This is a genomic window from Burkholderia sp. Leaf177 (assembly GCF_001424345.1).
Lineage (GTDB): Bacteria > Pseudomonadota > Gammaproteobacteria > Burkholderiales > Burkholderiaceae > Caballeronia.
Genome location: NZ_LMPF01000020.1, coordinates 240,849 through 265,377 on the forward strand (window position 1 = coordinate 240,849; position 24,529 = coordinate 265,377).

Sequence of the window (24,529 nt, forward strand, 5' to 3'; positions counted from 1 at the left end):
AGTCGCTATTGGGGGATACCTGTCACGTGCCGTGTTTCCGGCACGCCCTTGATGCTTCGCGCAAACCGAATGTGGCGTGCGCCTAGATCTTTCTTGAGCGCGGCAACATCGACCTGTTCTAGTTTCGCGATCTGATCGTTGCTCGAATCGAACGGAAGCAGCACGTCGATTTCGAACCCGCTGCTCAGATAATGCAGATTCAATTGATCGAAGCCTATTCCCTGCGCGCCCAGCGCAGTCCGCACGGCGTCGCTTACCGCTGAACGCGTCGGAAGGCGTGCGGCCTCCGGAACGATATCGTCGCTCTCGGGATCGACGTGAATTAATGCGTCGACCACACGGGAATTTGTAAGGAGACGCGCACGCGCCGATTCAGCTATGTAATGGCCTTCGGAAACGGAGATCAAAGGGTCGACAAGAATATGGGCATCGACTATAGCGAGATCGCCCATTTTTCGCGTGCGCAATTCGTGCACGTCACGCACTCCCGGCGTTTCGATTAATAAGGCGTGCAGTTTTTCGGATTCAGCACGGTCCAAAGCGCGATCAGACAAGTCCTGAAGTGCATCCCATCCGAAAGTCCAACCCATGCGCGCGACCATAAATCCCACGATTGCAGCCGCAATGGGATCAAGCAAGCGCCAGCCCGCCATGCTGCCGATAATCCCAACTCCCACGACAAGCGACGATGCTGCATCCGAACGTGCATGCCATGCATTTGCAATCAGCATCGCGGATCTGACGCGCTCGGCGGCACGCAACATATATCGGAATAAAAGTTCTTTCGAAACAAGGACTATGATCGCGACGACTAACGCGCTCACATGGACCTCGGGAATGTCTTGAAGATCGGTGATGCGTTCGCCAGCGCGCCATAACATTCCTATGCCGACCGCAATTAACAAAGCGCCAAGAAATAATGAAGCAACGGTTTCATAGCGACTGTGGCCGTAATTATGGTCGTCGTCGGGCGCGGCCGCGCTTTGTTTGTTCGCCAGCAATACGACAAAATCGGACACCAAATCGGCCAGGGAATGAACGCCGTCAGCAATAAGCGCTTGTGAATGCGCAAATACGCCAACAACGATCTGCGCGCTCATCAGGACCATATTGAGCGCGATGCTGGTAACAGTAGTTTTGAGCGCTACCTGCTGTTTCTCAGCAGCGCGCGCCGTCGATAGAGACATTTCATTGCTCAAAGTCCTTGTATGAGCAATCTTACCAAGGCGTACGGCAAACGGATGGCCGATCCAGCACAAAATCCTTTTAAATCATCGATTTATAGAAACGCGACGCGTTCTCAGTCAGGATCGGAATCTACTTCAGAATACAAAAAAGCCGCACTGCTTTTCGCGTGCGGCTTTTTTAATATGAAAAACCTTACTTCTGGATCAGGAAGTTGTCGCGCTCCTGACCGGCAATCCATTTTGGCGGTTTGCCGCGACCCGACCACGTGCTGCCGCTATCCGGATCACGATACTTCGGCGCCACGCCAGCGCGTGGACGTGATGCGTTTTTCAGATTCTTACCGCCGCGACCACCCGCCAATTCAGCCAGCGTGATCCCGTAGTCGGTCATTTTCTGCTTGATTTCATTGAGAACTTCAGCATATTCCCGCGACTTTGCTTCTTCAATCTGTCGCTCGAGATTCTCTCGCTGTGCGAGAAGTTCCTTGTAAGACGGCATGATGTTTTCCTTTGGTTTGCAGTGTACGAGTCAGACGCCCGCTTGAGTTATATTGTAAAGCCTCTCAATGGATCGCAGATTAACACAACCACGGCTTTATGCGCGTTTCAACACATTCGATTTAAATCGATTCAGCCGAACGGGTGTGCGTAACATTTGGTGCGATTCTTTAAATGGTGCAAAGTCTTCCATTCATCGTACTTACATCTCCGAATGAATCCGGAAAATCTTTCACAAAATGAGAATAGTGTTAAAACATGTTACTTAAAGCTTCCATCCGATGCGAGGTTCCAAGAGAAACGCTTCAGGCAGTGAACGTATCTCGTAATCACGATACATAACGGCACATTACGGCACACGTTTGCGATGCCGGCGGTTCAGACATTCACCTATGCCGTTCAATACAAGCTACGAACGGAGGATTCAATTCAACCACTGAATCCCTTCGGTTTAATGAAGGTAAAACGATTGCGCACTCTGAGCTTCCTAGACCACAACCCTATTCGTTGATGCCCATTAGTTCGAGTTGCGGCACACGCAACAATGCATCGGAAAATAATGCCAGGCGCTGCAATTCATTCTCTGTAGATACTGGTTTTAGACCACCAAGACAGTTTCGTTCAATTGCCATCAGCCGAATCGTAAAGTGGCCGAATTCGAGATATCGGGCAGCCATCTAAATGCCAAGACATGCGTGCTGGCGACCCGTTCGATAGAATCGAAAGCTTCGTCGGGTAATGACCGCATTTAGCTGTGTTGGCCCGGCTCTTTCAACGAAGACATAACCAGAGCGATTTCCGTGTCCGAATCAGTTTCCAGCGCCCGTGCGGGCGGGCACGATACCGTGCAAGCCTCGCACAAAAGGCTGCCGATCAAGAAGCGTGAGCGCGCCCGATACGCCACCATGGCCGTTTTTTTCATCGCGGGGATGTTGTACGCGTCGTGGGGCGTGCACGTTCCCACCGTTCGCGACAAGTTTCACCTCAGTCCCGGCGCGCTTTCCATCGCGTTGCTGGCGGTCGCCGTAGGGTCGATCATCGCGATGCTGACAAACGGCCCGTGGATCGGCCGTGTGGGCACGCGCCGCGCGTGTCTGGCTGGCGGTATCGGCATGACGGTGTTTGGGGCGCTGATCCTGGTCGCTCCGTCTTATTGGCTCCTGGTGCTCGTGCTCGCGCTGTTCGGCTTCAGCATGGCCACGCTCGATGTCGCCATGAACGCCGAAGCGAGCGACGTCGAGGAGGCGCTCGAACGCCCGATCATGTCGTCGCTGCACGGCATGTTCAGCGTCGGCGGGATGGCGGGCGCGGCAGCGGGCGGTGCAATGCTCGCGCATGGCTTGCCGCCGGTCGCACATCTGGCGCTGGCGTGCGGAGTGAGCTTGATCGTGCTGCTTGTATCGATGCCAAACGTGTTGCCGCACGTTCCGCACGCGAGCAACGCACACGGTGCATCGTCGTCGAATCGATGGCGCTCCCGCGCGCTATGGGCGCTCGGCGCACTCGCGCTGATTGCGCTGATCGCCGAAGGCGCGATGTACGACTGGGCGACCGTCTATATGCGCGACGTGGTGCTGGCAACGCCGGCGTTATCGAGCGCGGCGTATGCGGCGTTCACCGGTGGCATGGCCGCGGGACGTTTTGGTGGCGATGCCGTGCGCGCGCGCTTCGGCGCGCCGCAATTGATCTTCGGCAGCGCGGCGCTGGCGTTTATCGGCATGATGGCGGCGCTGGTCTTGCCAAACGCGGTCGTGACGCTGGCCGGTTTCACCTTGATGGGCCTCGGCCTCGCCAACATGATGCCGGTGCTGTTCGCCGCAGCGGCGCGCGTGGAAGGCGTGAGCCCGGCGGAAGGGCTTGCGCAGGTTGCCGGGCTGGCTTACTTCGGCTTGCTGTTCGGGCCGGTGCTGATCGGCGGAGTTGCGCAGATCAGTTCCTTGCCGATCGGACTATCGGTAGTTGCGGCGTGCGCGGCGCTGATTGCGCTTGTGGGACCGCGAATGATGAAACAGCTCAAGCTATAAAAAAACGCGCTGACTTCGCAATCAGCGCGTTTTTATGGTTCTGCGAATCATCGAAGGCGGCGCAATCAATACCTTGAACCGATCGCCACGTCACCCGCGAATTACATCTTGACCACGTCCAGCAGCGTCTTCTTGCCTGCCTTGTAGTCGTACAGCGAGATCACGCCGTGCTTCAGGTCGCCCTTCGAATCGAAGGTCGTTTCGCCGATCACGCCCTTGTAATCCGTATTCGGCATTGCAGCGACGATCTTTGCCGGATCGGTCGAGTTGGCGCGCTTCATTGCATCGACAATGATGTACACCGCGTCATACGTGAACGGCGCGTAGATCTGGATCGGCGCACCGAAACGCTTCTGGAACTTGGCCGCGAATGCCGGGCCGCCTTCCATCTTCTCGAGCGCCATGCCGGCTTCCGAGCACACTACGTTGTCGGCTGCATCGCCTGCCAGGTCGGCCAGCTTTTCCGTACATACGCCGTCACCCGCCAGAACCTTCGCGCGCAGACCGAGTTGCTTGGCTTGCTTCGCGAACGGGCCGCCGGTTGCGTCCATGCCGCCGTACATCACCGCGTCAGGATTCTCACCCTTGATCTTCGTCAAGATGGCGCGGAAGTCGACGGCTTTGTCGTTGGTCGCGTCGTGCGACATCACGTTCAGGCCGAGCGACTTGGCGGTCTTTTCGAATTCGTTGGCGAGACCCTGGCCGTAAGCCGTGGAGTCATCGACAATCGCCACGCTCTTCATCTTCATCGTCTTGGCGGCGAAGTTGGCAAGCGCCGGACCTTGTTGAGCGTCGGTCGCGACGACGCGATACGTCGTCTTGAAGCCTTGCTGCGTGTAGGTCGGGTTGGTAGCCGATGGGGAGATCTGGACAATGCCCGCGTCGCTATAGATCTTCGATGCCGGAATACTCGTGCCGGAGTTCAGGTGACCAACCACGCCAACGACCTTGTCGTCGACGAGCTTCTGGGCAACTTGCGTCGCCGTGCGCGGGTCGCCCGCGTCATCTTGCGGATCGAGTTGGAGCGTGATCTTCTGGCCGCCGATCGTCAGACCCTTGGCATTGATTTCTTCAACTGCGAGGCGCGCGCCGTTTTCGTTGTCCTTGCCCAAGTGAGCAATACCGCCGGTCAACGGTGCAACGTGGCCGATCTTGACGGTCTCGTCGGCCATGGCTGTTGTTGCCATCGAGGCGAACAGCAGCGCTGCAGCGCTGATAGGCAACAATTTGTGAAGCTTGGTGTTCATGTAAGTCTCCAGTTTCGGTCCCAAAAACAACGGTGTCGCCCTGTGCCCCGCTTTTCATCACGGTGGTTCAGCCCCGTGGACGACCACGCCGGATGCATCGTCATGCACTTGGCAAGTCCTTCAGCCGGCCGTTTTTGGCAGCCGCCATCCGTACTGCGCGCAAGTGTAGGGTTGTCAAATTAATTTGGGGAAGTTTTTTAAGATAGTGGTGTTGCTACTAATAAGAGACTAGTTGAGAAGCCTTCGGAAATGTGCTGGTGCAGTGCGCAAACGCCCTGTTCATGCGGTTCTTCAGCGGATGGACGATACAGCGAGGCCGCTTCTACGTGGTTTTATGGAACCGCGCCGGTATTATCCCGGCCGATCGACGGCATTCAATCGAAACACTTAAGAGAGCATTAACTCTAGAGCGCTTTCAAAACCATGCTGACGTGCGCTTGACGTCATGCCAACTGCGAATTCCTACAGCCGCGTTACAGCCCGGACGTCCGCCAGCAAACGGCATGGAATGGTGGCAAACTGCCTTGCCGCTTTTTTCCCGCGTTTTCCGGCGTGTTTTTCGTCGTGTTTTTGCGTCCCTTATCATTAGGCAATCAGTCAGGAGCATCACTATGACCGTTTCATCCCGATGGATCGACATCCCCGCCAACGGCGAAAGCTACCAGGGTTATCTTGCGCTGCCCAAGGCAGGCAAAGGTCCGGGCGTGGTTATCATCCAGGAAATCTTCGGCGTGAATTCACACATCCGGGCAGTCGCAGACCAGTACGCCGCCGATGGCTACGTGGCGCTCGCCCCGGACATCTTCTGGCGCATCCAGCCGCGCGTGGAACTGGGCTATGACGGCGCGGATCGCGACAAAGCGATGGAGTTGTACGGCAAGTTCGACCTCGACCTCGGCGTTGCCGACGTAGGCGCCGCCGCCACTGCCTTGCGCGCATTGCCCGAAGTGAATGGGAAGGTTGCGGGAGTGGGTTATTGCCTGGGTGGCCGGTTGGCATATCTGGCGGCGGCGAAGGGTTCGTTCGATATCGCCGTGGCCTACTACGGCGGCGGCATCCACACGCAGCTAGATCTGGCCGATAACGTCAAGGCGCCGATCCAGTTCCACTACGGCGACCTGGACGCCCACATTCCGTCGGACGCGGTGAACGCCGTCAAGCAGCGCTTTGCTGGAAAGGACGCGCAAGTCTTCACATATCCCGGCGCGGACCACGGCTTCAACTGCACGGATCGTGCTTCCTACAATCAGAAGGCGTCGGCGCTTGCGCACGGCCGCACGCTGACGTTCCTCGGCGAGCATTCGTAACGGGCTCTTTGCGCCGCAGTCTGCACGGCCACCTCAAACAGACGGAACAATAAAATCAGGGGAAACCGTGCAGTCCGAGTATCTCGAACATGACGCCATTGGCCTGGCGGAGCTTGTACGCACGGGCCAGGTGAGCGCGCGCGAACTTATCGATACCGCCATCGCTCGCGCGGAAGCCGTCAATCCGGCAATCAACGCCATCGTGCTCACGGATTACCAGGCGGCCCGCAATCGTGCGAGCCGTTCAGGTCTTCCCGCCGATGGTCCGCTCGCGGGCGTGCCCTATCTCATCAAGGATCTCGGCGCGCCGGTCGCGGGCTTGCGCATGTCCATGGGCAGCCGCCATTTCCAGCACTACATTCCGCGCGAAGATTCGCCGATCGTCGCGCGTTCGAAGGCGGTCGGACTCAACATTTTCGGGAAGACGAACACGCCGGAAATCGGCCAGATGCCCTATACGGAACCCGAACTCTTCGGCCCGACGCGCAATCCGTGGGGACTCGATTACACGCCGGGCGGTTCGAGCGGCGGCGCGGCGGCCGCGGTGGCAGGCGGCGTCGTGCCGCTGGCGCACGCGGCCGACGGCGGCGGCTCCATCCGCATCCCGGCGTCGTGTTGCGGTTTGTTCGGCTACAAGCCATCCAACGATGTCCAGCCGCAACCGCTGCCGGCGCCCGGGGTTTTATCGGTGGATCATGCGGTGTCGCGAAGCGTGCGCGATAGTGCGCTGTTGCTCGACCTGACATCGACAGGAAGAAGCGGCGCGTTTTTCCGCGCGGTCAGCGAACCGTGCGCGCCGTTGCGCATTGGCTATATGGCCGAGCCGCAACTGGCGGCGGGGTTATCGGCGGATGTAAAAACCGCGCTCGACGATGCCGCCAAACTCGCCGAATCGCTCGGACATCACGTCGAGCCTGCGTCCTTCGGCCTCGATTTCGATGCCATCGCGCACGCGTTCCTCGTGATGTGGGCGGTACTGGCCGAAGAGATCGTGCTGCAAGCCGGCAAGGTCAGCGGCCAGAAGCCGAAGCGCGCCGATTTCGAGATTGCATCGTGGGCAATGGCGCATATTGGCCGGTCGATTGGCGAGAAGGATTTGCCCGCCGCGCTCGAATTGCAACGTCAGGTCTCGGCGAAAATGGACGCGCTGATGTCGCGCTACGACGTCTTGCTCACGCCCACGCTCGCCGGCGCGCCGTTCAAGATTGGCGCGAAGCAGCCGACGTCATTCGAGCGCTTCCAGATGGGCGTGCTGACGGCGGTTCCGGTGGAGTCGTTGTTGCGCAAGATGCTGGCGGTATCGGCGAAGAAGGCATTCGATTGGGCCGGATGCACCGAGTTGTTCAACTTCACCGGCCAGCCCGCGATGTCCGTGCCGCTTTACTGGAATGCACGCGGTTTGCCGATTGGCGTGCAGTTCGCCGGGCGGCGCAACGAAGACGCAACGCTGTTCCGGCTTGCCGCGCAACTCGAAGCCGCGCGGCCGTGGTTCAGCAAACGGCCGGCGCTGATGGTCGCGCGATAATCATTTCGATCATCCGCGCCGCTTCGCAAATCGATAATGCGCGACACCCCATTCATTGCCCTTCGCATAACCGAACAACTCGGCGACCGCCATATAAAACATGCGCCAGCGCTGAAACCATACTGGCGCATCGGCGGCGCCATACGTTTGAACCAGCAATGGCATCAGCTCGTTGCGCGCGGCATCGAGATTTTCAAGCCAGTGATTCGCGGTCTTTTCGTAATGCGTGCCGCTCACCCACCATTGGCGATCGATGGTCAGGTCGTCCTGGAAATGCAGCAACAAGGATTCCGACGGCATTGTCCCGCCGGTGAAAAAGTACTTCGACATCCAGTCGCTGCCGTCTTTCACCTCGAAGTGATAAGCAAGCGTCCGATGCGCGAACACATGCACGAACAGCTTGGCGTCGTCGCGCATCCATCCCGAGATCTTGTTCAGCAACAAGCGATAATTCTTCATGTGCTCGAACATTTCTATCGACAGCACGCGATCAAAACCGTCGCCGAGCGTTTCCGCCTCGAATTGATAATCGACAATATTCCCCGTCACCACGCGCAGGTTCGTAATGCCGCGTTCGGCCGCGGTTGCTTCAATAAACTCGCGCTGCCCCCGCGAATTCGATAACCCCACGATCTGCGAATGCGGATACTTCTGCGCCAGCCACAACGACAGCGATCCCCAGCCGCAACCGAGATCCAGAATGCGCTGGCCGTCGTAGAGTTGAGCGCGCACCGCGTACTCTTCGAGCATCGCGGTTTCGGCTTGATCGAGCGTTTCCGTTCCCGTTCTGTATAAACAGCACGAATACTTCAAATGCTCGCCCAGATGCCCATGAAAAAACCCGGCCGGCACTTCGTAATGCTGCGTATTCGCGGCCTGAGTTTCAATAGCAATAGGACTTGCACGCAGCTCATCAACCAATCGATTAAACCGCTTGGAACGCGCTTCGCCATCGTTCAAACCTTCATCGTGCAGACGCTGCTTCATCAGCCGGCGCATTCCCAGGCGCACGAGCGAATCCGGAAGCCGGCCGCGTTCGCACCAGTCGATCAGCCAGCCATCCGGCGGCGCGTCCTGCTTTTGTGGCTGTGGCATAGCCGCCCGGGATGACAGGTCGCTCATGGTAAAACTCCTCGCTATTATTGTTTATGACTGACGCGGCGGCCACGGAATCAATGCGCTGGTCGTACGCATGTATTCGGCATATCCCGCGCGTTTTTTAGCGGACTCAGCTTCCACCATAGGCACGCCTGACACTTTCATCAAGAGCCATGCCATTAAAACCGGTGGCAAAAGCATCGCGATAATCCATGATCCGCTACCTGCGGCTAAAGGAATGTACGCAACCCAATGCACGCACTCGAAGAAGTAATTCGGATGTCGCGAGTATTTCCACAAACCGGCGCGGCAGACCTTGCCGTGATTGGATGCATCGGCTTTGAACGCATGCAGTTGGTGATCGGCGAGCGCTTCGCCTGCAATCGATACAACCCAGATCAGCACTGCCAGCGCGACCCAAAGCGCGCCTGGCTGCGTCGTGCGATAAGCCGGGACGAAAAACGCAATGGACAGCAGCATTGAAATGACGACTTGCAGCTGGAAGAACCAGAACATTTTCTTGTTGGCGTCGGCGCCCCATTGCTCGCGGAACTTGTGATAACGCGGATCTTCATCGCGACCGGCATTGCGTTTCCATAAATGCAAGCCGAGCCGCATGCCCCACACGAGTCCGCCAATCCCCACGATAACCCGCGTATGCAACTCGCCTTTCGCAAATACCGCGATAAACACGGCGAGCAAGCCGAGCGACATCGCCCAAATGGGATCGATCATTCCCGCATTCTTCGATTTAAGCTGCCACGCCCAGACCGCCGTAAAGATGACGATGAGCGCGACAAATCCAATAACGGCAACGGTGAGCAAGGGCATGTAATCCTCGATGTCTTTTTATCGTTGAAGCTGAATGGCATCGACTGAGACAGCAACTGGCTCTATTTACGCAAGCCGTCATTGGACGGATGCGCGATGTTACGAAGAGGGCGTGTATCGACGGTCGACGTTCATGACGGACGTCAAGAACGTGAGCATGGGGCATTCCCGCGAAGGCAATCGGGAATACAGGAACGACGCGTTTAAAACGTCGAGTTCCTGTCCAGCACGCGCGGCAATTTGGTAAATCCGGCTCGCCGCGCTGATCAGAATTGAGGCGTCTAGACTAGCGCCGGCAGTCCCTCAACCAGCAGGAATGCAACCAGCACCCCGAGCAGCGCGCCAAATACGCGCAACGTGTTTTTGCGGAATTGCGTAGCGCAAGGAACTGCGCCCAAGAAGAGAATCCCCGCGAGTGCCATTGGAATGATCAGAATGAAATCGCCGATCGTGAAGTAGGTGGTCATACTCGTCTCCCATCGTCCGTGCTCGGCGTCCATCTGAATGCGTGGAACGTCGCACGTTCAACTTGAGTATAGGCCGCGATTTTGGCTTTAAACATGCTGCAGCGCGCAAACGCCGCACCGCCAAAAGCGCGCGCCTTGCCAGACGGGGCTTGGCGCCGCGTTCTTTTAAGCGGATACGGAATAACCCTTGTATGAAGAAATTTACTAGCGGCTTTCTTTACATTCGCGGGTGAATCTAAACGACCGTTCGCCGCTCGCGCCGACGCAGGAATTCTGCAGCGCCCAAGCCGATAACCAGCAATACGAAAACAAGGCCCGTCACGCCGCGCCAGCCGTCGATAGTCCAGAAATGGCCGCCCCACGAACCCAGCACGCTCGACCCGATGTAATACGCGAGCAAATACAACGCGGCTGCTTGCCCTTTCGCGCCTTTCGCAAGCAATCCGACCCAGCCGCTTGCGACCGAATGCCCGGCAAAAAACCCGAACGTCATGCACGCAATCCCCACGATCACCACCGGCAAGGACGACGACAACGTCATTGCCACGCCGGCGATCATCAACGCGAGCGCTGCGATCAGCACGCGGCCACGGCCGAAAACATCGGCCATCTTGCCGGACCATGGCGACGCAACCACGCCCGTCAGATACACCACGAAGATGGCGCCGATCTCCGTCTGGCTCAAATTGAACGGCGCGGCGATCAACCGATACCCCACGTAGTTGTAGATCGTGACGAAGCTGCCCATCAGCACGAAACCGATCAGGAACAGGAACGGCAGGCCGCGGTTTTTCAGATGCCCGGTCAACGCCGTCCGATGATGCGTGAATCCCATTCCCGCGCGCGGCACGAAGCGCCTGGACGGCGGCAATAACGCGCGAAATGCGAGCGTCGCGAGCAAGCCCAGCACCCCGATCCCGCCAATAGCCACACGCCACGAAAAGAAGTCCGCGAGAATGCCGCTGATCACGCGCCCCGCCATGCCGCCAATTGCCGTGCCGCCGACGTAAAGCCCCATTGCGAGGCCGAGGCCATCGGGATGCACTTCCTCCGCGAGATACGCCATGGCGACAGCCGGCACGCCGCCGAGCGCAAGCCCTTCGAGCGCGCGCACGATCAGGAGACCGTGCCAGCTCGGCAGAAACGCCGCGATGATCGTCAATAGCGAAGAGACCGTCAGCGACAAAGTCATCAACTTATGCCGGCTCCATCCTTCGGAAACAAAGCCCGCAACGAAGACGGCGATGGCAAGCGCGGCAGTCGTCACCGATACCGACAGCGCGCTCTGCGCCGGACTCACGCCGAACGCTTTGGTGAACTCAGGAAGGAGCGGCTGCACACAGTAAAGCAGCGAAAAAGTGGCGTAGCCTGCAAACAGCAACGCAATTGAAGCGTGCCAATAAGCGCGCGATCCGCGTTCAAGATAAGGCGTGGGATCGATGGAAAGCTTGGACGCCTTCAATAAGGTCACGAATGAATTTCCAGTTGCCAAACGCGCAACGATACCGGGAACAGAAACGTCTCGCCGAGCATTGGCTCAAACGCTTTCAATCAACTTTCGATAATTCCGTTGATGCGGTTTCGTCGTCTATAAACGACGGCAAAGTTGAACCCAAGCAGAACCGATGCGCTAAAGTAGAACAACCATTGAGCCGAAATCATTGGAATACGCCGCCAATCGGAAGTCATTCATACACCATCCACACATTCGCGCGGCATAGCAGTCCAGTGCACGGGCCTTAAAACCTGTGTTTCATCCAGAACCGGCCGGCTCGCATCACGTCATTACGTATATGCCGGCATATTTCGGGGAGTCATCATGCAAATCGGTTCAATCGTTCGCTCCGTTCATATTGCCGTGCCCCAAGGCGCACGCGGCATCGTCATGCGCATTCTTGGCGACATGGCCATGGTCGCCTGGTACGCCGACGAACCCGGCACGTCCGAATTGCTCAACACGGAACCGTTCTTCCTCGAAGATCTGATCGATACCGGCGAACTCGTCCGACCGAGCAGCAACGTGCTCATGCACTGAACGCGTGGGCAACTCATCGACCGTATAAACGCGCATTGCTGATGCTTCCCCCGGCGATGCGCGTCACAATGCTGGAATGAACCCGAACCATTCCGATGCATCGCGCACGCCAGACGAGAATTCCAGTTCTTCAGGCAACAACGCCAATCTTCCCGCCCCGCCTTTCGCCGATCTCACGCCCGAACGTGTACTCGATGCGCTCGACAGCGTCCTGATGCCACTCGGCGAACGCACCGACGGCGGCATGCTCGCCCTCAACAGCTACGAAAATCGTGTGTATCAGGTTGGCATGGAAGACGGGCCGCCGATGGTCGCGAAGTTTTATCGGCCGGAACGATGGTCCGATTTCGCCATTCTCGAAGAGCACGCGTTCGTCGGCACGCTTTACGAGCGCGAAATCCCCGCGGTTCCGGCACGCACAATCAGCGGCGCGACGTTGCACACCTTCGAGGGTTACCGGTTTTCCATCTTCGAGCGTCGAGGCGGACGCGCGCCGGATATCGACCGGCCTGAGACGCTGGAATGGCTGGGGAGGTTTATCGGGCGGATTCACGCGGTCGGGCAGATCAAGCCGTACGTTGAGCGGCCATCGCTCGATATCCAGACGTTCGGCTACGAGCCGCGCGACTTCCTGCTCTCGCACGGTTTTGTGCCCGACGACGTTCGCGAAGCCTACGAAACCATCGTGAAAATGGCGCTGGAAGGCGTCGAGCGTTGCTACGACCGCGCTGGCGATATCAAAAGCATCCGGCTTCACGGCGATTGCCATCCGAGCAACGTGTTGTGGACGGATGCGGGCCCGCATTTCGTCGATTTCGACGATAGCCGCATGGCGCCCGCCATCCAGGATTTGTGGCTGCTGCTGCCGGGAGATCGCGTGGAAGCATCGCGGGCGCTTGGCGATCTGCTCGCTGGCTACGAGGATTTTTGCGATTTCGAACCGCGTGAGCTTCACCTGGTCGAGGCGCTTCGCACTTTGCGCCTGATTCACTACGCGGCGTGGCTCGCACGTCGATGGAACGATCCGGCTTTTCCGGCGGCCTTCCCGTGGTTCAACACGCAGCGCTATTGGGAAGACCGGATTCTCGAATTGCGCGAGCAGATTGCCGCAATGGACGAAGGGCCGCTCTGGCCCTTGTAATCATTCGTATTTTTCGAGAACGGCGCGCTCGCGCCGGCCTCCTTACAAACCCGTTGAACAAAATTATTCGACATGTAATGATAACAATTCTCATTCGAGAATTTGTCTTGTCGATGCACGTCTGTCCGCATCGGTCTGGCTAAACATCCCGCATTCCCTTGAATCGCATGACTGGAGAGACGCTTGAACGCGCCCGAAACCCTTGATCCCGCGTCCAACGCGACCACGATGCAGTACGCGCCGCATGGCGGAAGACTCATCGACGACGCCGAACAGATTTCCCGCAAGCAGCGCTCGCGCCGCGCCACATTTATCAAATGGCTGCGCAAAGTCCACGGATGGGTTGGGCTATGGGGCGCGGTGCTTGGGCTTTTATTCGGCTCGACTGGCTTTCTGCTAAATCATCGCGCTGGACCGTTGAGAATATCGAGCGGTGAACCCCAAGTCTCGCAGATGCAGTTGGCGCTGCCCGCCCAAGGCCTCAAGTCGCCGATGGAACTCGGCAAATGGCTCAAGAAAGAGCTCAAGATTGAAGGCAATCTCGGCCGGGCGAAACGCGAACCGGCGCACGCGGTTGGCTGGGGCGATCAGAAAACCATGCAACCTGAACAATGGACCGTGGCGGTGTCATCGCCGGGCGGATCTGTGATGGCGGAATATTGGGTGGGCAACGGGTTTGTATCGGTGAAGAAAAGCGAGAACAGCTTTCTTTCGACCATGAGCAACCTGCATAAAGGCGTGGGTTTGAGCGTGGGCTGGGTACTGCTGATCGATACGCTCGCGGGCAGCATCATCTTGTTATCGCTGACCGGCGTGCTGTTGTGGACCGAGTTGAACAAGCGCAAGACCGTGGGCGCGGTGATTGTGGGCGCCTCGATTGTCGCTATGGTCTGGATGGGATTGATGTAATCGCAGTTGCTTTGATTCGATAAAAACCCCGCCTTCGTGCGGGGTTTTTTGTCAGGCAGGCCGAGCTTTGTTTTTGTTGCCGCGTGAAAGCCACAGATACAAGCCGCTTCCCAACACGATGATCGTCAGTACATCGAACGCTGCCCAGAATATCTTCAACGGCATGCCGCCAAAATCGCCGAAATGCAGCGGTTGCGAGCCCAGCAACAACTTCAGATACCACGGCAATTCGCGCGAATCCGTGAGCGCGCCAGTTTCCGCATCGATAAGAACCGGGCGCAGCATGCGTGTCGTCAAAATGCCATCGCCGCGCATGAACACCGTGTAGTGATGCGGACTGCTGAAGCGCGTGCCGGGGAATGCCACAAACGACGGGATCATTGAAGGCGCTGTGTTGCGCGCGGTTTGTATCGCTTTATCGATGGACGCTGTCGCCACGACCGGCGGCTTGCCTTGATATGGCGCAAGCATTTGCGCGAGCTGGTCGTTGCGCCAGGCGTCGAGCAGCAGATCGGCAAGCGTGTTGATGGAACCCGTTGCGCCGACCAGCAGCGCCCAGATCAACGTCAGCATGCCAAGCGCGTTGTGACCATCGAGCCAAGCGATGCGCCGCGATTTGTTCATACGCACGCGGCCCAAGCCGAATTTCTTCCAGAACGGCAGATAGACCACCACGCCCGAGACGATCGCCGCGACGAAACTGACGCCCATCGCGCCGAGGAACAGCTTGCCGGGCAAACCCGCGAACATATCGACGTGCAGTTTCAGCAGCACGAACTTCAGTGATCCCTTGCCCGGCGGCGCGCCTAGCGCCTGAGCCGTGCGACCGTCGATGGTCGTGCTTTGCGTATCGTCGGGCGGGGTATCGGCGCGCGGCGCGGTGACGATGATCGGCAGCATGGGTTCATCGGGCTCCCAGATCATGTATTGCGGCACGTGGCCGGGGTTTTTCGTCAGCGCGGATTTCAGGACGGCGTCGTAACTTGCGCGCGCGTTGGCCTCGCTTGCCGGGAGCTCGGGTGCTTCGATGGCATCGCCCAGAAGCACATCGAGCTCATGGCCGAAGACCAGCGGCAAGCCGGTGAGGCACAGCAAGAGCATGAAGGCCGTGCACACGATGCTCGTCCATTTGTGAACAAGCGACCAGGTGCGGAGGGATTGGGGGGTGAGCATGAGGCGGATTACGGTCGGTTCTTTGTTGGGGTTCGGGTGGGTAGGGGCGTTTGGATCGCTCGTTACGGCCGTTTAAATGAGAATGATTATTATATACATCTCTATGGTGTCCTTGCGATTCGCCTGCCTGGTTGGTAGCAGAATCACTGAGGTAACATCTTTCCGATCTACGGGGCGGATCTGCGATGTGGAGGCGCAGCAGGAACGTGAGTTAATGCCTTGCGGCCTACCGAAGATGTCGATTAAGACGGCAAGTGCGAACCGGTAGCGACCGGCTTTCTGTAGGTAGGTTCGCGCAACCACTTAGCAGCTTGATCTGTAACGTTTTTCAAGCGGAGGATTGCAACATGGCATTTTCTGGCGGTGCGAATGGATTGGTACTTGGTAGGTTCGCGGAAGACGCCAGATTTTTTGTTTTGGAACAGTGGGTTGAATGGGATGGTGTCGCGCCCTCACGGGCGCGAGGATTGAAACTGCTTAGAAAGCTGTTTGATGATTCCGGTGTGTAGTCGCGCCCTCACGGGCGCGAGGATTGAAACGGCGTCACTGACCTTGTGATTGCCTACAAGGTAGGTCGCGCCCTCACGGGCGCGAGGATTGAAACCAGCGCCTTGCGCCTGGCAGATGGCGACAACTTGTCGCGCCCTCACGGGCGCGAGGATTGAAACCCGTGGCTAGTCGTCCACGTCGTAGCCTGCATCGCGGTCGCGCCCTCACGGGCGCGAGGATTGAAACGCAATTCAACGCTATGGGCGGACGATCCGAAGCAGGTCGCGCCCTCACGGGCGCGAGGATTGAAACAATGAAATGCTGGGGCTGGTCGCGCGTGCCGATCGCGGTCGCGCCCTCACGGGCGCGAGGATTGAAACTTGAGATAAAACAAATACGTAAATACCGGCTCTGCGTCGCGCCCTCACGGGCGCGAGGATTGAAACATGCAACTGTGCCACTTGGCACGGGATGAAAATGTCGCGCCCTCACGGGCGCGAGGATTGAAACGAGGTCGAGGCGATGCGCATCAAGTCGCTGGGTGTCGCGCCCTCACGGGCGCGGGGATTGAAACCCTGAGCGCTACATCATTGGCGACGACGCGGCTCGTCGCGCCCTCACGGGCGCGGCGATTGAAACTATTTCGACCAGCTTTTGAGCGCCAAATACGGCCCGTCGCGCCCTCACGGGCGTGGGGATTGAAAATACATCGATGGGATTGAGTTTTTCAAAGGTGAGACGTCGCGCCCTCACGGGCGGGGATTGAAACGTGCAGGTCGCGACAAATAAACTGATGCAGACTGTGTCGCGCCCTCACGGGCGAGTGGATTGAAACCAAGATCAAGCGGTCCGCGTAGAGGTAGCCGGAATGTCGCGCCCTCACGGGCGCGTGGGTTGGCACGTAGGTCGTACTAAGTATCGGAACGCGGTTGACAGTCGCGCTGCCACGGGCGCGTGGGTTGAAACATGCGCATCTAAGGCGTTGCGGTGTACCGCAATCAATCGCACTCTCACAAACTCGTAAGCCCAAAACCCACCCAAACTAAGCACCCATTCCAGCCGCGATCGGCCCCATCTCTTAAACAAGTCAAATTATTACCTTTCCAAATCAAATTCTAAGATGGCACCGATATTAAGCTCTTCTAATTGCAGGCTGCATTTCCACAAAGCGACGACCTAAGCTACGCGCTTCTAAGAATGAGAACGCCCGCCCACAATCCCCCAAGGCGGCGCCCGTGACACGAGTTTTCCACGCACACTCCACGTCGAACCCTGACGAGACCGACTGGCAAACGCTTCCGGATCATCTCAACGCAGTGGGAAAACTCGCGGGTCAATCGGCGCGACATTTTGGCGCCACCGTGCTCGCGGAAACGGCTGGAAAGTTGCACGATCTCGGCAAATACACTGACGCATATCAACAGCGCATCCGAGGCGGCCGTCGCGTGGACCACGCCACATGGGGCGCGCGAATCGCGTGCGAGAAATACGGCGCGCCAGGCAGGATGATGGCCTACGGTATTGCGGGCCATCACGCGGGATTGGCAAACGGCCGCGCCCCTGGAGCACGAACCTCGCTCGACGACCGGTTAGCCGCCGACCTTCCCCCGCTGTTCAACGATTACCTGAAAGATCTTACGTTGCCTCCTACGGCGAATGAGATGCGGCCAACTGCATGGCGGGAAAACAAGGAACGTACGCAATTCCAGCGTTTCTTCCTGACGCGAATGATCTTCTCGTGCGTGGTCGACAGTGATTATCTCGACACCGACCGCTTCTATTCCAGAATCGAAAACCGGCCGTTCGACCGAGACATTCAAAGGCCGACGCTTGTCGAATTGCGCGCCAGACTGAATGCATATCTAAGCGCGCTGGAAGTCAGGAATCCCATCGACACAACCCGTGCCCAAATCCTCACGCACGCCCGATCCCACGCGAACGATCGCATCGGCATGTTTTCGCTGACGGTTCCAACGGGCGGCGGCAAGACGCTGACATCGCTGGCATTCGCGCTCGATCACGCCATTGCGCACGGCCTTGATCGCGTGATCTTCGTGATTCCGTTCACGAGCATCGTTGAGCAGAATGCCGCCGTCTTCAGGAAAGCCTTCGGCGATCTCGGCGACGCCGCCGTGCTCGAACATCACAGCGCCTTCGTTCCCGATCCTCGCAATCAAGCCGAAGCTGCGGCGAAATTGCGCGTCGTCATGGACAACTGGGACGCGCCGGTGATCGTGACTACATCGGTGCAATTTTTTGAGAGCTTGTATTCGTCGAAGCCATCGCAAAGCCGGAAGCTGCACAACATTGCGGGCAGCGTAGTCATTCTTGACGAAGCCCAGGCGCTCCCGCTCAATCTGTTGCTCCCGTGTGTCGCCGTGCTGGATGAACTTGCACTCAACTACAAGACGAGCATTGTGCTTTGCACCGCGACGCAACCCGCACTCAACGCGCCCAAATTTGCAGGCGGTTTCAAGGACGTGATCGAACTCGCGCCCGATCCCGAAGCGCTGTTTGAAACCCTGGCGCGCGTCACGATCGTATCGGCGGGCACGCTTGATGACAACGCATTGACTCAGCGCATGCGTGACCACGACCAAGTGCTTGCCATCGTTAACAACCGGCGGCATGCGCAAGCACTTTATTCATCGATAACAAACGAGAAAGGCGCCCGTCACCTAAGCACGCTGATGTACCCGAAGCATCGCACTCGCGTCCTCAACGAAGTCCGCAAGATGTTGGAAAACAATGAGCCTTGCCGGCTCGTATCGACGCCGTTGATTGAAGCCGGCGTCGATATCGACTTCCCATATGTGATGCGCGCGGAAGCCGGGCTGGATTCTATTGCTCAAGCCGCCGGTCGTTGCAACAGAAGCGGAAAACGGCCGCGGGCGGAAAGCATCGTGGAAATTTTTGCGACTGAAAATAGCGACTGGGCGCCGCCGAAAGCAATTCAACCTTTAGCCGATAAAGCCCGCGAGATATTGCGTACCTGTGAGGTGAATCCCCTTTCAATCGCCGCGATCAACGCGTATTTCAGCGCCCTCTATTGGCAGCTCGGCGCGGACAAACTCGACAAACATAACTTGCTTGAAATGATCGAGGCAGATGGAATCGAGATGTTTAAATTCGACCTTATAGGCCAGCTCTTCCAGATGATCAACAGCGTGCAAATGCCTGTGATCATTCCCGCCGACGCTCAATGCAAGGCGTTGTTGCAAGACCTCGAAGACACCGACAAATGCAGTGGCATTGCTCGAAAGCTCCAGCCGTATCTAATCCAGATTCCGCATAAAGCCTACAACGCACTTGCCGATAGCGGCGCCATTCAACCCGTCGCCAAGCACAAATACGACAACCAGTTCATGCAACTGATCGCCATGGATTTATACAGCGACCATTTTGGCCTGAAGCTTGATGGCTCGTTGCTACTCGATCCAGAAAGCCTCATTCAATAATCAGGTTTGCAACTGGTCTGCTCCATCTAAAGCCGCGTGCCGGCATCTGACGGCGACTTACTGCGTTACAAAAAGGAGAAATCCGTGCCATACGGAATTCGTTTGCATGTAAAAGGCGAAAGAGCGTTGTTCACACGCCCGGAGATGAAAGTTGAGCGCGTGTCTTACGACGTCATCACGCCTTCAGCCGCGCGCGGAATTGTGGAAGCTATTCACTGGAAGCCAGCAATTCGTTGGGTTATCGACCGGATTCAGGTGTTGAACGAGATCCGCTTCGACACCATTCGTCGCAATGAAGTCGCCAGCAAGATTCCGGCATCGAGTGCGCGCTCGGCCATGAAAAAGGGCACGCTGGAAGGCCTCGTCAATTACGTCGATGAAGACCGTCAGCAACGCGCGGCGTCCATTCTTAGAAACGTAGCCTACGTGATCGAAGCGCATTTCGTGCTGACCGACAAAGCCGAAGAGGGCGATTCCATCGGCAAGCATCTCGACATCTTTAACCGACGGGCGCGTCAAGGTCAGTGTTTTCAGACGCCGTGTTTTGGCGTACGTGAGTTTCCCGCCGATTTCTGGTTGCCTAAAGACGATGAACCCGCGCCTGTGCCGCATGAATCCCTAATGGCCGAGAGGGACCTTGGGTGGATGCTGCACGACATCGATTTCAATAACGGCATGACGCCGCATTTTTTCAGGGCATCGATCAAAGATGGCTGGATCAATGTTCCGGCGTTGCCGTTTGCGGAGCGTGCGGCATGATTATCAAGTCACTCGTCGACTATTACGAACGGCTGGCGGCGCAGGGCAAAGTACCGGCTTTTGGATTGACGCAGGAAAAGATCGGCTATTGCATTCTTCTGGACCGCGATGGGAAGATGCGCGACGTCATCGGCTTGTTCGATCCGAACGACAAAAAATCGAAATGGATCATGCTGACGGTTCCAGCGTCATTCAAGCGATCAGGCACAGCGCCGCCACCATTCTTTCTTTGGGACAAGACGGCGTTCGTGCTCGGCGTGGAGCATAAGAAGGATTCCGACGTTCCGACATTGAATGCGCGATCACATGCCGTTTTCAAGGCGCTCCACCTCGAACGTCTCGCCGATACCACCGACGAAGGTCTTGTCGCGTTACGCAAGTTCATCGAAGAATGGATTCCCGGTCAATGGCAGCAATGCGAGCCTTTGGTCAAACACGGGTCAGCTATTTTCGGTGCGAACGTCGTGTTTCGAATCGATGGCGAACAGCAATACATCCACGAGCGCCCGGCCGCGCAGGAGCTGATCAAGCGATACAGCGCAACCGATGATTCCCCGCTTGGCATGTGCCTGGTCAGCGGTGAGACGCGGCCCATCGCGCGGCTTCATCCGGCGATCAAAGGCGTGTGGGGCGCGCAATCGTCGGGGGCGTCGATTGTTTCGTTCAACCTCGACGCGTTCGATTCGTACGGTAAGGATCGCGGCGCGAATGCGCCTGTATCGGTCCACGCGGCGTTTGCTTATACGACTGTGTTGAACTATTTGCTGCTGCGCGATCCGCATCATCGTCAATGCGTGCAGATCGGCGACGCGAGCGTCGTGTTTTGGGCGGAAGCGAAGAGTCAGGAAGAGCAGGAGGCTGCGGAGGACTTTTTCTCCCGCGAGTTTGAGCCGCGCTACAGCGAACCAGGCGCTGTCGCCAAAGTTCAATCAGCGCTTGGTCTGGTCGCCGAAGGACGCGGCATTAAAGACCTCAACGCGCTGCTCGATCCTGCGTCCAGGATATTTGTCCTTGGTTTGTCACCGAATGCGTCGCGCCTTTCAGTGCGCTTCTGGTTCACTGAACGTCTCGACGTTTTCAAGAAGCGGCTGGAGGATCACTACGACGATTTGTCAATTAAACCCACCCCGTGGAAAACACCGCCTAATCAATGGCGCTTGTTATTGTCTATTGCTGCGCAGGACAAGACTGAAAACATTTCTTCGTGGATGGCTGGCTCTTTAGCGCGTTCAATTTTAAGTGGTCAACATTATCCACGCTCTTTATCAAGCTCAGTCATTTCGCGCATACGCTCGGACGGACAGGTGACCGGAATGCGCGTCGCAATCTGCAAGGCGGCACTTTCGCGCAACCGCCGGCTCAAGCCAAAAAAATATCCAACGGAGGTGCCTGTGAGTTTCGATCCAGACAATAGAGAACCCGGGTATCTGCTCGGGAGGTTGTTCGCCACGCTTGAAAGCATTCAAGAGGTGGCTCTCGGCGAAGTCAATTCGAGTATCAAAGACCGTTATTACGCTTCTGCGTCAGCCGTGCCACAACGCGTGTTCCGCTTACTGCTGAACGGCGTAGTGCACCATGTTTCGCGAGGTAAAAAGGGTCCAAAACGGAATCTGATTATTTCGCTAGACCTGCAGATGAGAGAGATTCTTTTTCTTATGGACGGCAATTTTCCAGCGGCGCTTTTAGTTGAACAACAAAGCTGGTTTGCACTTGGCTATTACCATCAGTATCAACTCTGTTTTAATTCCGGCACAAAAAAAGACGATGCTGAAAACGGCCCCGATGAAGACACGGAGAATGAGCAATGACAATCCTCGCAAATCGCTACGAATTTGTGTATCTGTTTGACGTAACCAATGGCAATCCTAATGGCGATCCGGACAACGGTAATCAGCCTCGCATAGATCCGGAGACCAATCTCGGGATCGTTACCGATGTTTGCCTGAAACGGAAGATACGCAATTATGTGGCACTGGAGAAAGATGGTGAAGCGCGACATGCCATTTATATGCAAGAAAAAGCCATTCTCAATTTGCAGCACAAACTCGCTTATCAGGCCGTTGGCATTGAACCCGACAAGAAGCTCCCGAAGGACTCGAAGAAGGCAGACGAACTTACTCAGTGGATGTGCAACAACTTCTTTGATATTCGCGCGTTCGGCGCTGTGATGACAACCGGAGTCAACTGCGGCCAGGTTCGTGGACCGGTCCAGCTTGCATTCGCTACATCGATTGACCCGATCTTGCAAATGGAACTTTCGATCACCCGTATGGCCGTCACCACAGAAGCCGATTCCGAAAAGCAAAAAGACAACCGCACCATGGGTCGCAAACATATCCTCCCTTATGGCTTGTATCGGGCGCACGGGTTTATATCGGCGAAACTTGCGGAGCGTACCGGATTCACCGAGGACGATCTCGAACTCGTGTGGCGTTCGTTGACGAATATGTTCGAGCACGACCGCTCGGCCGCGCGCGGCGAGATGACGGCTCGCAGGCTAATTGTCTTCAAACACGAAAGCGCATTGGGTAACGCGCCGGCGCATAAGCTTTTTGAAGCGGTCACAGTTAAGAGAAAGGAAAAAGGTAAAGAACTTCCGGCGCGCAAATTCGTCGACTACGATGTATTGATCGATAAAGCGCAGATTGCAGACGGCGTCGAAGTCATCGATCGAATCTGACGCAATGGCAAGTGCGCCCTTCTCCGATGAAACCATAGCGCTTTCCGCGCTCCAGCATTATCTGTTTTGCCCCCGGCAATGCGCACTTATCCACGTTGAACAGATATGGAGCGAGAACGTCTATACCGCCGAGGGGCGCGTGCTGCACGAACAAGCCGATTTGCCCCGCGCGGAAAGCCGCCGTGGTGTGCGAACCGTTACCGCGATGCCATTATCAAACGCGGAATTGGGTATTGCCGGCATCGCGGATGTCGTGGAATTTCATCGGCTGGACAATGAGCAAGTCGAACGCGCTTATCCGGTCGAATACAAGCGCGGAAAACCGAAAGCGCATCGCGCCGACGAAGTTCAGCTTTGTGCACAGACCTTGTGTCTGGAATACATGTTGAAGCAGTCCATTCTCGAAGGCGCGCTTTTCTATGGTAAGACGCGCCGTCGTCGTGTCGTTCCTATTGATACCGAATTGAGAGCGTTGACCATTAACACGATCGAGCTCGTGCGTGCGTTGGTCCGGGATGGTCTCACGCCTATGGCGCGTTACGAAGCAAGTCGCTGCGACTCATGTTCTCTGATTGACGATTGCCGGCCGCAAATGCTGGGGCGACATGGCTCGGTAAAAACATGGTTTGAAGCGCAACTCAAGGATTAATCTTGCGACGGCAACTCAACACGCTGTATGTCACCACCGAAGGTGCGTGGCTCAAGAAAGACGGCGCGAATGTCGTGATGGAAGTCGAAGGTGACGAACGCGCCCGGCTTCCCATTCACATGCTGGCGAGCGTTGTGTGTTTCGGGCGCGTGATGATATCGCCGCCGTTGCTTGGCTTTTGCGCGGAGTCTGGCGTAAGCGTCGCCTATTTATCGATGCACGGCCGTTTTCTCGCGCGCGTGGAAGGTCCGGTTTCTGGAAACGTGTTGCTGCGGCGGGAGCAATACCGCGTCAGCGACGACCTTCTTCGCGCAGCGCCAATTGTGCGCAATGTCGTCGCGGGAAAATTACATAACCAGCGCGCCGTTTTGAGCCGCGCATTGCGTGATTATGGCGAAACTTATACGGACGACATTCGACTTGAAATAGAACGCGCACAAAAGCGGCTGTTGATCATCTCGCGTCGGCTTCCGAGTGAAAACGACATAGACGTTTTACGCGGACTGGAAGGTGAAGCTGCGCAGAATTACTTTGGCGTTTTTCAGCATTTTGTCCGTACCGACGATCCCGTATTCAAGTTCGGTGGCAGAAGCCGAAGACCGCCGCTCGACGCGATCAACGCGGTCCTCTCTTTTTTATATACGCTGATTACCCACGATTGCCGCTCGGCGCTGGAAACCGTTGGACTGGATCCCGCGGTAGGGTTTCTGCATCGCGACCGACCGGGACGACCGAGTCTGGCGCTTGATCTTATAGAAGAGATGCGGCCGGTACTGGCCGATCGACTGGCATTGTCGATGATTAACCGAAAACAACTGAACAAGAGGGACTTCCGTTTCCTGGATAACGGCGCGTGCTTGCTTACCGAAACATCGAGGAAGGCGTTGCTGATCGCATATCAGGAGCGAAAACGCGATGAAATCATGCATCCTTTTCTGGAAGAAAAGATCCCGCTGGGCATGGTGCCGTTTGTGCAGGCGCAGTTGCTTGCACGCCATTTACGCGGCGACCTGGACGCGTATCCCGCATTCTTGTGGAAATGAGGAATCGCA

20 protein-coding genes and 1 CRISPR repeat array are annotated in these 24,529 nt (G+C 57.0%); of the genes, 12 read left to right on the forward strand and 8 right to left on the reverse strand.

The features are described 5' to 3' along the window. Positions 1 to 5: 5 nt before the first annotated feature. Together ASG35_RS14770 and ASG35_RS14775 are read right to left on the reverse strand one after the other, a co-directional pair. Entirely contained in the window at positions 6 to 1,187 is a 1,182-nt protein-coding gene (locus ASG35_RS14770) for a cation diffusion facilitator family transporter (protein WP_056358468.1), read from the reverse strand. 193 nt (positions 1,188 to 1,380) lie between these two features. Continuing rightward, complete coding sequence (locus ASG35_RS14775; RefSeq protein WP_056358470.1) at positions 1,381 to 1,686, reverse strand: H-NS histone family protein; 306 nt, start codon at positions 1,684 to 1,686, stop codon at positions 1,381 to 1,383. Positions 1,687 to 2,530: 844 nt separating this feature from the next. Between ASG35_RS14775 and ASG35_RS14780 the strand changes: the two genes are divergently transcribed. Beyond that, positions 2,531 to 3,709: an MFS transporter gene (locus ASG35_RS14780; protein WP_442854840.1), complete on the forward strand. Its 1,179-nt coding sequence runs from the start codon at positions 2,531 to 2,533 to the stop codon at positions 3,707 to 3,709. Between the two features lie 101 nt (positions 3,710 to 3,810). Here the strand turns inward: ASG35_RS14780 and ASG35_RS14785 are convergent, their stop codons facing one another. Then, positions 3,811 to 4,956 (reverse strand): branched-chain amino acid ABC transporter substrate-binding protein, encoded by a 1,146-nt coding sequence (locus tag ASG35_RS14785; RefSeq protein ID WP_056358475.1) that lies wholly within the window; start codon positions 4,954 to 4,956, stop codon positions 3,811 to 3,813. Positions 4,957 to 5,567: 611 nt separating this feature from the next. On the opposite strand from ASG35_RS14785, the gene ASG35_RS14790 reads away from it, so the two are divergent. Further along, positions 5,568 to 6,263: a dienelactone hydrolase family protein gene (locus ASG35_RS14790; RefSeq protein WP_056358478.1), complete on the forward strand. Its 696-nt coding sequence runs from the start codon at positions 5,568 to 5,570 to the stop codon at positions 6,261 to 6,263. A gap of 67 nt (positions 6,264 to 6,330) precedes the next feature. After that, complete coding sequence (locus ASG35_RS14795; protein ID WP_056358481.1) at positions 6,331 to 7,788, forward strand: amidase; 1,458 nt, start codon at positions 6,331 to 6,333, stop codon at positions 7,786 to 7,788. A 9-nt stretch (positions 7,789 to 7,797) separates the two neighbouring features. Here the strand turns inward: ASG35_RS14795 and ASG35_RS14800 are convergent, their stop codons facing one another. The 4 genes from ASG35_RS14800 to ASG35_RS14815 all read right to left on the reverse strand — a co-directional run bounded on the left by ASG35_RS14800 (position 7,798) and on the right by ASG35_RS14815 (position 11,655). After that, positions 7,798 to 8,910 carry an SAM-dependent methyltransferase gene (locus ASG35_RS14800; protein ID WP_056358486.1) on the reverse strand — a complete coding sequence of 371 codons (1,113 nt, stop codon included), beginning with the start codon at positions 8,908 to 8,910 and terminating at the stop codon, positions 7,798 to 7,800. 24 nt (positions 8,911 to 8,934) lie between these two features. Continuing rightward, complete coding sequence (locus ASG35_RS14805) at positions 8,935 to 9,717, reverse strand: DUF1295 domain-containing protein (protein WP_056358489.1); 783 nt, start codon at positions 9,715 to 9,717, stop codon at positions 8,935 to 8,937. A 281-nt stretch (positions 9,718 to 9,998) separates the two neighbouring features. After that, on the reverse strand, positions 9,999 to 10,184 hold the full coding sequence (locus ASG35_RS14810) for a hypothetical protein (protein WP_047895389.1): 186 nt from the start codon (positions 10,182 to 10,184) through the stop codon (positions 9,999 to 10,001). A gap of 235 nt (positions 10,185 to 10,419) precedes the next feature. Further along, positions 10,420 to 11,655: an MFS transporter gene (locus ASG35_RS14815; protein ID WP_056358492.1), complete on the reverse strand. Its 1,236-nt coding sequence runs from the start codon at positions 11,653 to 11,655 to the stop codon at positions 10,420 to 10,422. A gap of 348 nt (positions 11,656 to 12,003) precedes the next feature. On the opposite strand from ASG35_RS14815, the gene ASG35_RS14820 reads away from it, so the two are divergent. The 3 genes from ASG35_RS14820 to ASG35_RS14830 all read left to right on the forward strand — a co-directional run bounded on the left by ASG35_RS14820 (position 12,004) and on the right by ASG35_RS14830 (position 14,269). Continuing rightward, the gene (locus tag ASG35_RS14820) at positions 12,004 to 12,219 is read left to right on the forward strand and encodes a hypothetical protein (protein ID WP_056358497.1); all 216 of its coding nucleotides are present in this window, start codon (positions 12,004 to 12,006) and stop codon (positions 12,217 to 12,219) included. A 76-nt stretch (positions 12,220 to 12,295) separates the two neighbouring features. Continuing rightward, the gene (locus ASG35_RS14825; RefSeq protein WP_056358501.1) at positions 12,296 to 13,360 is read left to right on the forward strand and encodes a serine/threonine protein kinase; all 1,065 of its coding nucleotides are present in this window, start codon (positions 12,296 to 12,298) and stop codon (positions 13,358 to 13,360) included. A gap of 183 nt (positions 13,361 to 13,543) precedes the next feature. Then, positions 13,544 to 14,269 (forward strand): PepSY-associated TM helix domain-containing protein, encoded by a 726-nt coding sequence (locus ASG35_RS14830; protein ID WP_056358504.1) that lies wholly within the window; start codon positions 13,544 to 13,546, stop codon positions 14,267 to 14,269. 51 nt (positions 14,270 to 14,320) lie between these two features. On the opposite strand, the gene ASG35_RS14835 is transcribed toward ASG35_RS14830, so the two are convergent. Then, complete coding sequence (locus ASG35_RS14835; RefSeq protein WP_056358508.1) at positions 14,321 to 15,442, reverse strand: PepSY-associated TM helix domain-containing protein; 1,122 nt, start codon at positions 15,440 to 15,442, stop codon at positions 14,321 to 14,323. Between the two features lie 443 nt (positions 15,443 to 15,885). Beyond that, a CRISPR array of direct repeats spans positions 15,886 to 16,637; the repeat unit is 31 nt; unit sequence GTCGCGCCCTCACGGGCGCGAGGATTGAAAC. A gap of 529 nt (positions 16,638 to 17,166) precedes the next feature. Here ASG35_RS14835 and ASG35_RS14840 point away from each other — a divergent pair. From ASG35_RS14840 to cas1c, 6 genes are all read left to right on the forward strand, one after another. Continuing rightward, complete coding sequence (locus ASG35_RS14840) at positions 17,167 to 19,389, forward strand: CRISPR-associated helicase/endonuclease Cas3 (RefSeq protein ID WP_056358512.1); 2,223 nt, start codon at positions 17,167 to 17,169, stop codon at positions 19,387 to 19,389. 84 nt (positions 19,390 to 19,473) lie between these two features. Further along, complete coding sequence (cas5c, locus tag ASG35_RS14845) at positions 19,474 to 20,148, forward strand: type I-C CRISPR-associated protein Cas5c (RefSeq protein WP_056358900.1); 675 nt, start codon at positions 19,474 to 19,476, stop codon at positions 20,146 to 20,148. Beyond that, positions 20,145 to 21,956 (forward strand): type I-C CRISPR-associated protein Cas8c/Csd1, encoded by a 1,812-nt coding sequence (cas8c, locus tag ASG35_RS14850; RefSeq protein ID WP_056358515.1) that lies wholly within the window; start codon positions 20,145 to 20,147, stop codon positions 21,954 to 21,956. Before cas5c ends, cas8c begins: the two co-directional genes overlap by 4 nt. Next, a complete protein-coding gene (cas7c, locus tag ASG35_RS14855) occupies positions 21,953 to 22,828 on the forward strand; it encodes a type I-C CRISPR-associated protein Cas7/Csd2 (RefSeq protein WP_056358517.1) in 876 nt (291 codons plus the stop codon). The genes cas8c and cas7c overlap by 4 nt, the downstream gene beginning before the upstream one ends. A gap of 4 nt (positions 22,829 to 22,832) precedes the next feature. Further along, the gene (gene cas4 / locus ASG35_RS14860) at positions 22,833 to 23,477 is read left to right on the forward strand and encodes a CRISPR-associated protein Cas4 (RefSeq protein WP_056358519.1); all 645 of its coding nucleotides are present in this window, start codon (positions 22,833 to 22,835) and stop codon (positions 23,475 to 23,477) included. A gap of 2 nt (positions 23,478 to 23,479) precedes the next feature. Further along, on the forward strand, positions 23,480 to 24,520 hold the full coding sequence (gene cas1c, locus ASG35_RS14865; protein WP_056358522.1) for a type I-C CRISPR-associated endonuclease Cas1c: 1,041 nt from the start codon (positions 23,480 to 23,482) through the stop codon (positions 24,518 to 24,520). Positions 24,521 to 24,529: the final 9 nt, after the last annotated feature.